The sequence below is a fragment of the Kitasatospora sp. NPDC028055 genome (genome assembly GCF_040637885.1).
Lineage (GTDB): Bacteria > Actinomycetota > Actinomycetes > Streptomycetales > Streptomycetaceae > Kitasatospora.
In genome coordinates this window covers 35,542-47,029 of sequence record NZ_JBEZXE010000057.1, presented here as the reverse complement: position 1 = coordinate 47,029, position 11,488 = coordinate 35,542, and the positions used below count along the sequence as shown (strand labels likewise).

Genomic DNA, 11,488 nt, shown 5'->3' with positions numbered 1-11,488 from the left:
AGCACGACCCACCCCCACAGTCAGCCAACCCACCCAAATCAACAGGCACTTACTGTCCCACAACCACCCCAACCGACTTCGCCAGCAGAGTCGCCTGGCCGACTTCTCGTGCGCTTGTGGGGTGGCTGGGGTGCTGCTGCCTCCGCAGCTGTGCGTCGCACAGGAGGTCGGTCTGGCCGACTTTTCGTGTAGCAGCGCCCGGCTGTGAGGAGGTGGGGCCGCTATTCGGTCTCCTGTGCGGGGGCCGAGCGGTACGCGCTGGTCGCCGGAAGTCGGCCTGGCCGACTTCTCGAGCGCGGCGGTGGTGCCGTTCGGGCAGGGGGCCTGCCTGGGAGGCAGGGCGGGGTGCGTAGCAGAGCGCCGCGCCGCGCGGGAGTCGCCCGGTCGACTTCCCGCGCGGCGGTGTCACCGGTCAGGCCACCTCTTGGCGGCGCCAGCGGCGGTAGGCGGGTTCGAGGCCGGAGAGGATGGTGTCGAAGCGGCGGGTGCTGGTGGTGGAGTCGACCTGGAGGCGGCTGATCTGGAGGGGGTGGGAGGGGAGTCGGGGGCCGAGGCGGTGGTCGGAGAGGAAGCCGAGCTGGTAGCCGAGCTCCTGCAGGACGGTTTCAGCACGGGGGTCGTGGCCGCCGTCGGGGTAGGCGAAGGCGGTGGGGGGTTCGCCGAGCCAGTGGGTGAGGGCTTCGTGGGCGCCGGTGATCTCGGCGCGGACGGTGGCGTCGTCGCAGCGGCCGAGGCACGGGTGCCCCTGGGTGTGGTTGCCGATGGCGACCCCGCCGTCCCGCAGGGCGAGCAGGTCGGCCGGGGTGAGCTGTTCCTGGCGGGGCGGTCGGCGGTCGGCGCTGACCCGCAGTTCGTGCAGGCTGCGGCGCCGGTCCGGGTCGGGCATGGCCTTGAGCCGGGGGAGCAGCTGGGAGGGGTGGCCGCAGTCGAGTGAGCGGGCGCGGCCGCCGTGGCGGGCGAGGAAGTCGGCCTCGTGCCACCAGAACGGGCGCTCGGTGCCGATGAGTTCGGAGATGACGAAGGCGGTGGCGGGGATGCCACGGGCGTCGAGGGCGGGCAGGGCGTGGGTGAGGACGCTCCGGTCGGCGTCGTCGAAGGTGACCAGGACGCTGCGCGGCGGCAGCGGCCGCCGCTCGGTGACGGCCTGGAGGACGGCCTGCAGCGAGACCGGGGTGGCGAGCCGCCGGAGCCGGTCGAGCTGGGCGCCGAAGGAGCGGTGGTCCGTCACCCCGTGGTAGGCGAGGACGGCGAGTCGCTGGGCGGCCCGGGCCCGGAACAGCGGTTGTACGGGGGCGAACCGCAGCCATTCGCCCCGTGCGTCCTGCTGTTCCTTCGCGGAGTGCTTCGCGTCGACCTGCTCGGTCTCCAGGTGTTGGGTGTCGAGGCGTTTGGCGGCGAGCCGGGTCGAGTCGAGCAGGGTCGGGTCGAGCCGGCCCGCGTCGAACCGGGTCGGGTCGAGCAGGGTGGGCTCGACCCGGGTCTTCTCGATCCGCACCGTTTCGAGCCGGCCCGCGTCGAGCCGGCCCGCGTCGAGGCACTTGGTCTCGACGGCCGGTCGGGGTCGGCCGGCGCCGTGGTGGTCGGACGCGCAGCCGGTGGTGGGTGGGAGGGGGCGCAGGCCAGGCCGGGGCCTGGCGCGCGCTGTGGCGGTCGATGGGGTGGACTGGGTCTGCGGCAACGGTTCCCCCTTGGTCGCCGAGTGGCGTGGCGGTACCGCCGGAGGACGGAGCCCGGCCTCCGGCTCCAGGGGGCGGCGGCTCCGCTCCCTGGGTATTCCGGTTCGCGGTGGGGGTTCTCGCCCGTCCCGTGAACGGCTCCTGGATCACTCGATGCCATTGAGACCCCTGCACCGGACGGATGGTTGTACCGGGGGGACGAGGATTTTTCGTGGACTGATTGTGGAGCCCGTACACGCGTCAGCAGGCTTGGAGCACCTCCGGACGGGCGGTCGCGGAGGGTGTGCCGGCCTTCACTCCCTGCGGGCTGCCTCGGGGGCCCGCCCGGGGTACCTTGGGCTCATGGCAGATGCGGACCGTGATCACTTCCACCTGCACGGGGCGACCCGGTGGAACCGTGCGTGCAGCGGCGGAGCCCTGGTCACCCACCGGATTCCGCTGGCGGTGGCGGGTGTGGCCTGTCTGGTGCTGGGCATCGTGGTGGCCGTGATCGTTCCGGACAGTGACGGTCCGGCGTGGGCGATGGCGGTGGCCGGCTGCTTGGCGGCAGGGGTCCTGCTGCTCGGCCGGATCGCCTTCGGGGTGGTCCGGCGACGGGGTGCCGCGCTCTGACGGAGCCCTCGGGGTCACTCCGTCGGACGCCCGGTCGAACGGTCCGGTGCGGGCCGATCAACTTTTCAACAGATGTATCAACAGATAAAGCGAATTTGATCAGAACGACCGAATTTCACCTCATCAGACAATCCCGCACCCGCTTCTCCCGTAATTCCGGATGACGGTCCCCTTCCCCCCTCTCCGGTGAATGCGTTTCCCGCGGCCCCGAGCGCCCCGACCGTCCCGGGTGGCCGGTGGCGGTGACCGCCGGAGGCCCGCGCGGCGGGCTGGATAGGCTGCGTCGCATGGCGATCCCTCCCTTCCTCCTCGAACTCCGCTCCCTCGTGGGCCACCGTCCGCTCTGGCTGAGCGCCGTCGCCGCCGTCGTCGTGGACGACCGGGGACGGGTGCTGCTCGCCCGCCGGGCCGACGACGGCCGGTGGGCGTCGGTCGGCGGCATCCTCGACCCCGGCGAGCAGCCCGCCGACGGTGTGGTGCGCGAGTGCCTGGAGGAGACCGGCGTGGAGGTGGTGCCCGAGCTGCTCGCCTCGACCACGGTCAGCCGTCCGGTCCACTACCCGAACGGCGATGTGACCCAGTACCTGGAGCTGACCTTCCGCTGCCGGGCGGTCGGCGGCGAGGCCCGGGTGAACGACGACGAGTCGCTGGAGGTGGGCTGGTTCGGGCTGGACGAGCTGCCGCCGATGCTCGACTTCGAGCACGACCGGCTGCGCCACGCGCTGGAGTGCCGGGGCCCGGCGGTGTTCAGCTGGGAGGGCCGGGAGCACCCGTAGCGGGCCCGGCGGGTTTCAGCGCCTTTGCGACGGGCCTCAGCCCTTAAGGCGGACCTCAACCCGTGTGACGGGCCTCAGCCCTTGTGCTGCCGGTAGGCCTCCTCCGCGGCGTCCAGCACCGCGGCCAGGTCCCCGCCCGCCGTGGCGGTCGCGGTGGCGGCCACCGCGCCCTCCACGAACGGCGCGTTCGCGAAGCGGACCGGGAACGGCAGGCCGTGCTCGTCGGCGTCCGAGAGCAGCGCCCGCACGGTGGTGACGGCTCCGCCCAGGTCGGCGAGCACCACCACGCCGTGGCCCTGGTCGACCCGCCGGGTGGCGGCGGCCACCAGGACCGCGCTGATGCCCGGTCCGTCCGCCGGGTCGCCGCCCGTCGCGGCGACCGGCGCGGGGGAGTCGGATCCGGTCAGCGCGAGCGCCAGGGAGCGTACGGCGGTGGCCAGTTCCTGGCTGTGCGAGACCAGCACGATCCCGACCCGGCCGTGCGTGGCGGGCCGCGCCGGGGTGGGGCGGGGCAGCGGGGTGGGCGAGGGCGGGGTGCGGGGGGCCGGCGGGTGGGCCGAGGGAGCGTCGGAGATGGGGATGACGTCGGCGCGGGTGCCGTCCCGGCGGCTCATCGGCTGCTCCCTGGGTCGAGGTGGCGGGCGGGGTGGTGGGCGGGGCGCGGGCGGGACCGTACGCGCCCTGGCAGCACTCTGGCAGCTGCCCGCGGCCCGGTCCGGCGGGACACGCCCCACCGGGCCCCGACCGCTCCTCCGCCGGCCCTCCGCCCCGCGCGGCGGGAGACGTGGCGCGGACGAGACGCGGACGTGGCGCAGGCGCGGCGCCGGCGTCGGGGGCGACCTCGCCAACCCGCTGACCGGGGCCGCTGGCTGTGGTTAGGCTGGCGCTGGAATGCCGTCGGGAGGAGATCGGTCAGTGGCAGTCAACAGCGGTACGGACACGGACACCGGGGCGAACACCGGGACGGTCGGCGCCGAGCCGGAGCTCGCGCGGAACGGGAAGCCGAAGGTGGACTTCACCGGGGCCGAGTGGCTGTGCAGCAGCCAGGGCGTCGGGGACGTCCAGATCGCGTTCGTGGACGGGTACATCGGGATGCGGGACGGTCGTCAGGAGGACGGGCCGGTCCTGGTCTTCACCCCGGCCGAGTGGCGGGCCTTCGTACTCGGCGCCCGCGACGGGGAGTTCGACCTCACCTGATCGTCCGCGCCGTCCGGGCGCACCCGCGGAGCGGTCCGAGCTGCAGGAAGAGGTGCGGCGTCCGGGTCCGCTCCGTCGGTGTGTCCGGGCCAGCCGGGTCGGCGTCCGGGCCATCCGGGCCAGCCGGGTCGGCCTGGGACGGCCTGGTCGGCCCGGGTCGGTCGGGTCGCTGATTCCGGTACCGAACATACCGAACATCACAACTGACGATCTTTTGAGCGTGCCCCGTCAGAATTTCTGTTGACTGTTAGACAAACGCAGCTCAGAGTATGAGCACAGGCAGACGCCGTGCCCACCGCCCCCACGCGGCCAGACACGGCGCCTGCTGTTGCGGCCCGGCAGCACTGCCAGGCCATACCTCCCAGTCATCCCCTGCGCACCGGGGTGCGTCGGCCGGTCCCGGCCCACGAGGGGCCGGCAGTCGCCGGGAGGCTGGCGCCACCGCCGAGAGCGACTCGGCTGACGGCACCGTTTGCTCGGGACCCGCACGCCCCCACGCGGCGGCGTCCCGAGCAGATCCACGGGAGCGACGGGCCGGGGCCCCGCGGATCTGGCTCTTGTTGCACGGAACTGCGATGGAACTGTTGGCTTGTGTGTTTGTGCTGTGTGCGACGACGAAGCTGGGTGCTCGGCAGTTCGGCACGACAGGTGCACAGTGAGGGATACGCGTGTAGGGCCGCGTTGCGACATGCCGTCCCCCCGGAGGGTGAAACCCAGAACGGCTGTCGTGCTGAACCGAACGTAGCCCGGACGGTTGCTCAGAGTCAACATTGGTCTCTGAGCGTCGACCTCCCGCCCGTCCCCCGTCGGTGCCCCACCCGCCTCGCGAGTGTGGTGTGCCGGACACGTACGATGTTCCCATGTCTTTTCTCCGCCGTCGCTCCGGACAGCCCGCCGGCCCGGACTTCGACGTGCTCGCGATGGACCCGGGTGACTGGCCCGGCGACTTCGGTGCGGCCATGATGACCGGCCCGGACGGCTCCTGCCAGGGGATTTTCCTGCGCTACGACCTGTTCGGCGGCAGAGGCCCGGCGATGTTCATCGGCAACCTCCCCGAGGGGTCGCCCGCCCGGGACACCGGCGACGAGGTGCCCTTCGAGGTGCGGCAGCTGCTCGCGGCGCTGGAGAATGACGAGCCGGTCGAGTTCACCTCGGCCGAGGACTTCCCGGTGATGCTCGGGGACGACCTGCTGATCGTGAAGAAGGTCAAGGTCAGCGAGGAGCGCGTGTTCTGCGCCCAGTTCGGCCGCAGTGACGGGGTGCTGGTCACCATCGCGTCCTGGGACCGACCGATTTCGGACGACCTGTATCAGCTGTTGAAGCCGCTGCCGGCCGACATGTTCCAGCAGGGCTGACCGACACCGCCCCCGGCCTGCCCGCGGCCCGGTCGGGGCCCGGGGTCGGGGCCCGGCCAGGGCTCGGACGCTGCTTGACGGTATCGATCACCGGTTCGTACAGTCGCGAACATGCCGTGCCGTCTCCCGCTGTTGACCCGTCGCAGGCATCTGGACCTGTGCCGGACCGCCGGCGGGGTGTGTCCGGGCCACTGAGGGGGGATCTCGCCCCCGTGGCGGCGGGCGGCCGACCGGATTGGGTCGGCGCCGAGACCGGGGGGTGGGCCGCGGGCCGGCCTCCGGGGCCGCCGGCCCGTCCGCGCGCCCGTACGGCGTGCCGTCCGCACCCGCTGAGCCCATGCTGCCGCCCGGAGGCACCAGTCCCATGACGACCATCGCCGCCGACGATCGTTCACCGAACGATCGTCCCCGAACCGAGCCGTCGGATTCCGGCCATCCCGCACCCTCCGCCCCGCCCGCGCGTCCGGCGGCCCCCGCCCGCCCCGCCCGGCCGGCGGCACCCGTCCCGCCCGCACCCGCCGCACCTGCCGCATCCGGTGCCGCCTCCGGTGCCGCGTCCGGACCGGCGACGGCCACCGGCGCCGCCGCGGCCACCGAGTCCGACCGCTCGGCGGTCGAGGCCGCCCTGGCCGGCCTGCCCCGGGTGGTCGACCTGCTCGCCGCCCGCGCCGAGGAGCACGACCGCGACGCGACCTTCCCGTACCAGGGCATCGAGGCCGTCCACGAGGCCGGGCTGCTCACCCTGACGGTCTCCCAGCGGTACGGCGGACCGGGCGGGACGCTCGCCGACACCGTCCGGGTGCTGGCCCAACTCGGGCGCGGGGACGCCTCGGTGGCCGTGGTCACCGCCTTCACCCTGCTCCAGCACGCCGAGCAGGCCCGCCGCGCGAGCTGGCCGGCGGCCGGCTACCGGCGGCTGCTGACCGAGTCCCGGCGCGGGCCCGCGCTGGTCAACACGCTGCGGGCGGAGCCCGGCGGCCGGTCGGACGAGCCGCTCGGGACGGTGGCCCGACGGGACGACGAGGGCTGGCTGCTGACCGGTCGCAAGACGTACTGCACCGGCGCCGAGGCGCTGGCCTGGATGGCCGTCACCGCGCGGACCGACGAACCCGAGCCGCGGGTCGGCACCTTCCTGGTCCGGGGTGAGAGCGAGGGCCTGGAGATCGACCCCACCTGGGACCAGCTCGGCCTGCGGGCCAGCGCCAGCCACGACGTCGTCCTCGACGCGGTGCGGGTCCCGTTCGAACTGGGGCTCGGGCTGCGCACGCCCGACCGGGAGGACGCGCAGGAGGCCGAACTCGCCCGCGCCTGGCACGATCTGGCCCTCGCAGCGGTGGCGGTCGGGGTCGCCCGGGCCGCCGAGGCCTGGCTGGTCCGCTTCCTGAACCAGCGCACTCCGGCCAATCTCACCGAGCCGCTCGGCACCCTGCCGCGCTACCGCGCCGCCCTCGGCGAGATCGACGCCCAGCTGATCGGTGCCGAGGAGCTGCTGCACGGGCTGGCCCCCCGGGTGGACCGGGGCGAGCCGGACGCCGTGGCCCGGACCGGGCCGGCCCACCTGCTGGCCACCCGGGCCGCCACCGCGGCCGTCCAGCAGGCCGTCGCGCTCACCGGCAACCCGGGACTGAGCCGGCGTCACCCGCTGGAGCGCTACCTGCGGGACGTGCTCAGCAGCCGGGTGCACCTGGCGTCCGAGGAGGCCGTGCTGGACGCCGCCGGCCTGGCCGCCCTGGCGCACGGCGCCAGGGCGTAGCGTCACCGGCCGCGGCGCGGTGCGCCAGGGCCGGTGACGGGGGGCAGCGGAGCCGGCAGGGCCGGCGGGGCTTCGACGGAGGCGTCAGCGGGTGCCGACCGCCGCCCGGACCGCGCGGCGGGCCAGCGCGGCGTCGTCGTAGAGCCGGCGGATCATGATCCGCTGCTCCTCGCCGGCGCCCGGCACGTCGTACAGCCGGAGCTCCCGCATCAGCACCAGCACCAGGTTCACCAGGAACGCGTCCCGGGCCAGGGTGCCGCCGCTCTGGGCGAGTTGGCTGATCTGGCGGCGGGCGGCGGTGTCGCCGGAGAGCACGCTCCAGAGCACCGCCAGGTCGTAGCCCGGCAGGTACCAGCCGGCCTGCTCCCAGTCGACCAGCACCGGCCCGGACGGCGCCAGCAGCATGTTGCTGAGCAGCGCGTCGCCGTGGCACAGCTGCAGCGGGGTGTTGCCCAGCCCGTGCAGCAGGCCGCGCAGGTCGCCGGCGTCCCGGTCGGTGAGCTGGCCCACCGAGTGGTAGCGGGAGATCTCCAACTGGTAGTCCAGGCGCGGCTGGAACACGTCGCTCGGCGGCCGCCAGAGGTTCAGCGTCCGGACGGCGCCGAGCAGGGCGCGGACCTCGCCCGGGGTGGGCGCGTTGACCGGGTGGCGCTCCCGGGCGGCCGGGCGGCCGGGGACCCGCTCCATGACCAGCACGCACCGGTCGTGGTCGGCCGCGACCAGCCGGGGCAGCCGCACCGGCGGGCGGTGCCGGACGAACGCCCGGTAGACCGCGACCTCGTGGTGGAAGTCGGCCACCAGCTGCTCGAAGTACTCACTCCGCACCGCCTGCGGCGCCAGGCACTTGGCGACCACCGGCGCCCGCCCGATGGTGCCCGCCACCAGGATGTGGCGGCTGCCCTCGCGCAGGACCTGGCGCGGGGTGAACGCCGGACATATCCGCGCGATGCTCCCCAGCGCGGCCCGTACCGAGGGGGTCTGCAGCGCCGCCGGGTCGATCCGCTCGGGCCCGACCGGCTGGCCGGGCCGCCGGGTGCGCAGCACCTGGCCGTCGGCCTGCCGGGCCAGCGGGAGGCGGTGGCCGGCCGCCGGCGGGGCGGCCTCGGGGGTGCGCAGTCCCAGCGCCGTGCGGCCGACCGGGACCCGGGCGTCCGCGGCCCGGCCCTCGGTGCCCCGCGGGGCCACCGGACGGCTCGCCGGGGGCACCTGCCTGGGCCCCGGACGGCCGGTGGCTGCGGTGGGGGGGCGCAGCGCGGTGCGGCTCGCGGTCGGCGTGGGGGTCGTCGCTGAGGAGTACATGGGCTGAGGGTGGTCCCTTCCGGTCCGTCTGCGGGTTCGCCCCGCGGGGCGGGGAGGGCTGGTGCCGCGTGCTTCCTGGCGTGACGGCGGCCCTGCTTCGGTCGGTGGGTGGTGCGCGGGCGCCGGGCACGGACGAGGGGTCGGAAACCCCTGTTCGACGGCGTCCCGGTCGTCCGCACCCTGGGGAATGCGGTCGCCCGGACTGCCGTGGCCGTGCCCGGCGCCCCCGCGCCACCCGGCCGCGCCACCCCCTCGGGTGATGACCGGGAGCGTCCCGTGCCACGGTCGGGGGACCGCCCCGACGCTGGTGGGACGCCGCCCGACCCGAGGGGCGGGGTGGCGCATCCCTACAACACACCCGTCGGGCACTGGCTTAGTAGTCTGGCGGGCCCTGGCGAACGGTGGCGAATGCTCGCCTGGCACTTGCCGGAGCCTCTAGCCTCGGAGGTGCCGAGGAACCTGGGGGCTTCATTTGAGCAGGGAACCCAACACCCGACTCGCCGATCTGTTCGTCCTGACCGGATGGTCCAAGGGCGAACTGGCCCGGCTGGTCAACCGTCGGGGTGCCGCGATGGGTCAGCAGCAGCTGTCCACCGACACGTCGAGGGTACGGCGGTGGATCGAGCAGGGGGAGATCCCGCGCGATCCGGTGCCGAGGGTGCTGGCGGCCGTGTTCACGGAGCGGCTCGGACGTGTCGTCACCACTGAGGACCTCGGTCTGGAACGACACCGGCCCACCAGGTCCGGAGCGGAGCCGTCCGCAGCAGTCCCGTGGTCGCCGGATCGAACAGCCGCGGTCCTCACCGAGTTCACGGGAATGGACCTCATGCTGAACCGACGTGGATTGGTGGGCGCCGGAGCCGCGCTCACGGCCGGGGCGGTCGTCGCCGACTCCCTCAAGGGCTGGCTGGGCGGGGACGCGGTCGCGTACGCGGCCTCCCTGCCGGGCCCGCGCCAGGTGGTCACCGGGGGCGGCGCGCGCCCGGTGGTCGACGTGTACGACGCGGGCCCGGTCGGGCTCGACGAGGTGGAGTCGCTGGAGCGCTCCGTGCAGGTGTTCCGGGCCTGGGACGCCGCGCGCGGCGGCGGGCTCCAGCGCAAGGCGGTGGTCGGCCAACTCAACGAGGTCGGCGGCCTGTTGACGCACCGGCACGCGCCGGTGGTGGCGCAGCGGCTGTGGCTGGTCGCGGCCGACCTGGCGGTGCTGGCCGGCTGGATGTCGCACGACGTGGGCCTGGAGCCCACCGCCCAGAAGTACTTCATGATGGCGGCCGAGGCCGCCAAGGAGGCCGGCGACCGGCCGCGGGCCGGCGAGGCGATCTCCCGGGCGGCCCGGCAGATGGTGCACCTCGGCCGGGCCGACGACGCGATCGAACTGATGTCGGCGGCCAAGGCGGGCGGCGGCCTGCTGCTGCCCAGAACGCAGGCGATGTTCAACACCGTCGAGGCCTGGGCGCACGCCTCGATCGGGCACTCCCAGGACACCTACCGGCTGCTCGGCGAGGCGGAGGACCTCTTCACCGAGGACGCGCCGGCGCCGCCGCCGACCTGGATGCAGGTCTTCGACGAGGCCGAACTGCGCGGCATGCAGGCGCTGGTGCTGCGCACCCTGGCCGAGCACGACCCGGCGGCGGCCCCGCCGGCGCGGCGGCACGCGGAGCGGGTGATCACCCTGCGGGAGGGCACCGGGCAGCTGCGTTCGGCGCTGTTCGACCGGATCACCCTGGCCTCGGTGCACTGGATCACCGGGGAGCCGGACGCGGCGGAGTTCCAGGCCAAGATGGTGATGAACCTGATCGGCCAGAACTCCTCGCACCGCACCTGGGACCGGCTGCGCGAGATGTACCGGCTGACCGCCCGGTACCGGGGGCTGCCGGTGGTGGACGAGCTGCGGGCCCAGCTGGGGCGGGAGTTGCGGGCGGCGGACGCGAAGAACCGGCCGCGGCCGTCGTGAGACGGGCGGCCGGTCCGGGGGCGAAGCGGGGCGGAGCCGGTCGGGAAGGGCCCGGGGTTCAGGTCGGCAGGGCCGGCCCGGACGGCGCGGGCCGGGCGGAGTCCGGGCGGGACGGGCCCGGGGTTCAGGTCGGCAGGGCCGGCCCGGACGGCGCGGGCCGGGCGGAGTCCGGGCGGGACGGGCCCGGGGTTCAGGTCGGCGGGGCCGGCCGGAGCAGCATCCGCAGCGCGGTGACGGTGCCGTCGGCGTCGAGCACGGGCTCGCCCGCGCACTCGACGTGGTCGTGCCGTCCGCCGGGGCGGCGGATCCGCAGGGTGCCGGCGGCCGGACGGCCGTGCACCAGGGCGTCGGTCATCATCCGGCGCAGCAGCGGCCGGTCCGCCTCGGGGAGGCGGTCGGGCAGCCGGTCCAGGCTGAGCGGGCCGTGGCCCGGGTCGCAGCCGAGGAGGAGGTAGGTCGCCTGGTCCCAGCGGACTCCGTCGGTCAGCAGGTCCCACTCGGCCGAGCCGACGGGCCGGTCCTCGCCGGTGCCGCCGCCGAGGTAGGGCCCGGACGGCTCCTGCGCCGTGCCGTCCACTCTGCCGTCCGTTCCGCTGTCGGAGCCGTCGTCGGCGCCGCCGTCCGCGCCCGCCCGGGCGCCGTCCACCGTGGCGGTGTCCGGCGGGCGGGCGGTGCCTAAGGGCATGTTCATGACGGGTCCATCGCTCGGTGTGTCCCCCCGTGTGCGGGGCGTCGTGGTGGTGAGAAGACTGTCGCACAGCGGCCCGGGCGGTGTGGGCGGTTTGGACAGAACGCAGGCAAAATTCCCCTGGCATATGCCACTGTGGCAGTGGCCTCTGTCGCCCTGTGTGCGGAAGGGGATCCGA

11 protein-coding genes are annotated in these 11,488 nt (G+C 74.6%); 7 read left to right on the top strand and 4 right to left on the bottom strand.

Going from position 1 to position 11,488, the window contains the following annotated elements:
• Positions 1–412: 412 nt before the first annotated feature.
• Complete coding sequence (locus AB0F71_RS35055) at positions 413–1,678, bottom strand: polysaccharide deacetylase family protein (RefSeq protein WP_360243576.1); 1,266 nt, start codon at positions 1,676–1,678, stop codon at positions 413–415.
• 340 nt (positions 1,679–2,018) lie between these two features.
• On the opposite strand from AB0F71_RS35055, the gene AB0F71_RS35050 reads away from it, so the two are divergent.
• Together AB0F71_RS35050 and AB0F71_RS35045 are read left to right on the top strand one after the other, a co-directional pair.
• On the top strand, positions 2,019–2,288 hold the full coding sequence (locus tag AB0F71_RS35050) for a hypothetical protein (RefSeq protein WP_360243573.1): 270 nt from the start codon (positions 2,019–2,021) through the stop codon (positions 2,286–2,288).
• A 287-nt stretch (positions 2,289–2,575) separates the two neighbouring features.
• Complete coding sequence (locus AB0F71_RS35045) at positions 2,576–3,064, top strand: NUDIX domain-containing protein (protein WP_360243570.1); 489 nt, start codon at positions 2,576–2,578, stop codon at positions 3,062–3,064.
• Between the two features lie 74 nt (positions 3,065–3,138).
• Here the strand turns inward: AB0F71_RS35045 and AB0F71_RS35040 are convergent, their stop codons facing one another.
• The gene (locus tag AB0F71_RS35040; protein WP_360243567.1) at positions 3,139–3,678 is read right to left on the bottom strand and encodes a PTS fructose transporter subunit IIA; all 540 of its coding nucleotides are present in this window, start codon (positions 3,676–3,678) and stop codon (positions 3,139–3,141) included.
• 394 nt (positions 3,679–4,072) lie between these two features.
• Here AB0F71_RS35040 and AB0F71_RS35035 point away from each other — a divergent pair, with 394 nt between their 5' ends.
• From AB0F71_RS35035 to AB0F71_RS35020, 4 genes are all read left to right on the top strand, one after another.
• Positions 4,073–4,261 carry a DUF397 domain-containing protein gene (locus AB0F71_RS35035; RefSeq protein ID WP_360243590.1) on the top strand — a complete coding sequence of 63 codons (189 nt, stop codon included), beginning with the start codon at positions 4,073–4,075 and terminating at the stop codon, positions 4,259–4,261.
• Positions 4,262–5,121: 860 nt separating this feature from the next.
• Positions 5,122–5,616, top strand: a complete 495-nt coding sequence (locus tag AB0F71_RS35030; protein ID WP_360243564.1) for a hypothetical protein — start codon at positions 5,122–5,124, stop codon at positions 5,614–5,616.
• Between the two features lie 111 nt (positions 5,617–5,727).
• Positions 5,728–5,811, top strand: a complete 84-nt coding sequence (locus AB0F71_RS35025) for a putative leader peptide (protein WP_360243587.1) — start codon at positions 5,728–5,730, stop codon at positions 5,809–5,811.
• Positions 5,812–5,980: 169 nt separating this feature from the next.
• The gene (locus tag AB0F71_RS35020) at positions 5,981–7,369 is read left to right on the top strand and encodes an acyl-CoA dehydrogenase family protein (RefSeq protein ID WP_360243562.1); all 1,389 of its coding nucleotides are present in this window, start codon (positions 5,981–5,983) and stop codon (positions 7,367–7,369) included.
• 84 nt (positions 7,370–7,453) lie between these two features.
• Here AB0F71_RS35020 and AB0F71_RS35015 read toward each other — a convergent pair whose 3' ends face one another.
• Positions 7,454–8,668, bottom strand: a complete 1,215-nt coding sequence (locus AB0F71_RS35015; protein ID WP_360243559.1) for a phosphotransferase — start codon at positions 8,666–8,668, stop codon at positions 7,454–7,456.
• Positions 8,669–9,140: 472 nt separating this feature from the next.
• On the opposite strand from AB0F71_RS35015, the gene AB0F71_RS35010 reads away from it, so the two are divergent.
• Positions 9,141–10,622, top strand: coding sequence for a hypothetical protein (locus tag AB0F71_RS35010; protein ID WP_360243556.1), 1,482 nt, complete (start codon positions 9,141–9,143; stop codon positions 10,620–10,622).
• A gap of 190 nt (positions 10,623–10,812) precedes the next feature.
• Here AB0F71_RS35010 and AB0F71_RS35005 read toward each other — a convergent pair whose 3' ends face one another.
• The gene (locus tag AB0F71_RS35005; protein ID WP_360243554.1) at positions 10,813–11,313 is read right to left on the bottom strand and encodes a PAS domain-containing protein; all 501 of its coding nucleotides are present in this window, start codon (positions 11,311–11,313) and stop codon (positions 10,813–10,815) included.
• Positions 11,314–11,488 lie beyond the last annotated feature (175 nt).

Coding starts and splice junctions, on each gene's coding strand:
- AB0F71_RS35040 (WP_360243567.1), bottom strand. CDS start 3,678: ATGAGCCGCCGGGACGGCACCCGCGCCGACGTCATCCCCATCTCCGAC.
- AB0F71_RS35050 (WP_360243573.1), top strand. CDS start 2,019: ATGGCAGATGCGGACCGTGATCACTTCCACCTGCACGGGGCGACCCGG.
- AB0F71_RS35020 (WP_360243562.1), top strand. CDS start 5,981: ATGACGACCATCGCCGCCGACGATCGTTCACCGAACGATCGTCCCCGA.
- AB0F71_RS35015 (WP_360243559.1), bottom strand. CDS start 8,668: ATGTACTCCTCAGCGACGACCCCCACGCCGACCGCGAGCCGCACCGCG.
- AB0F71_RS35025 (WP_360243587.1), top strand. CDS start 5,728: ATGCCGTGCCGTCTCCCGCTGTTGACCCGTCGCAGGCATCTGGACCTG.
- AB0F71_RS35005 (WP_360243554.1), bottom strand. CDS start 11,313: ATGAACATGCCCTTAGGCACCGCCCGCCCGCCGGACACCGCCACGGTG.
- AB0F71_RS35030 (WP_360243564.1), top strand. CDS start 5,122: ATGTCTTTTCTCCGCCGTCGCTCCGGACAGCCCGCCGGCCCGGACTTC.
- AB0F71_RS35045 (WP_360243570.1), top strand. CDS start 2,576: ATGGCGATCCCTCCCTTCCTCCTCGAACTCCGCTCCCTCGTGGGCCAC.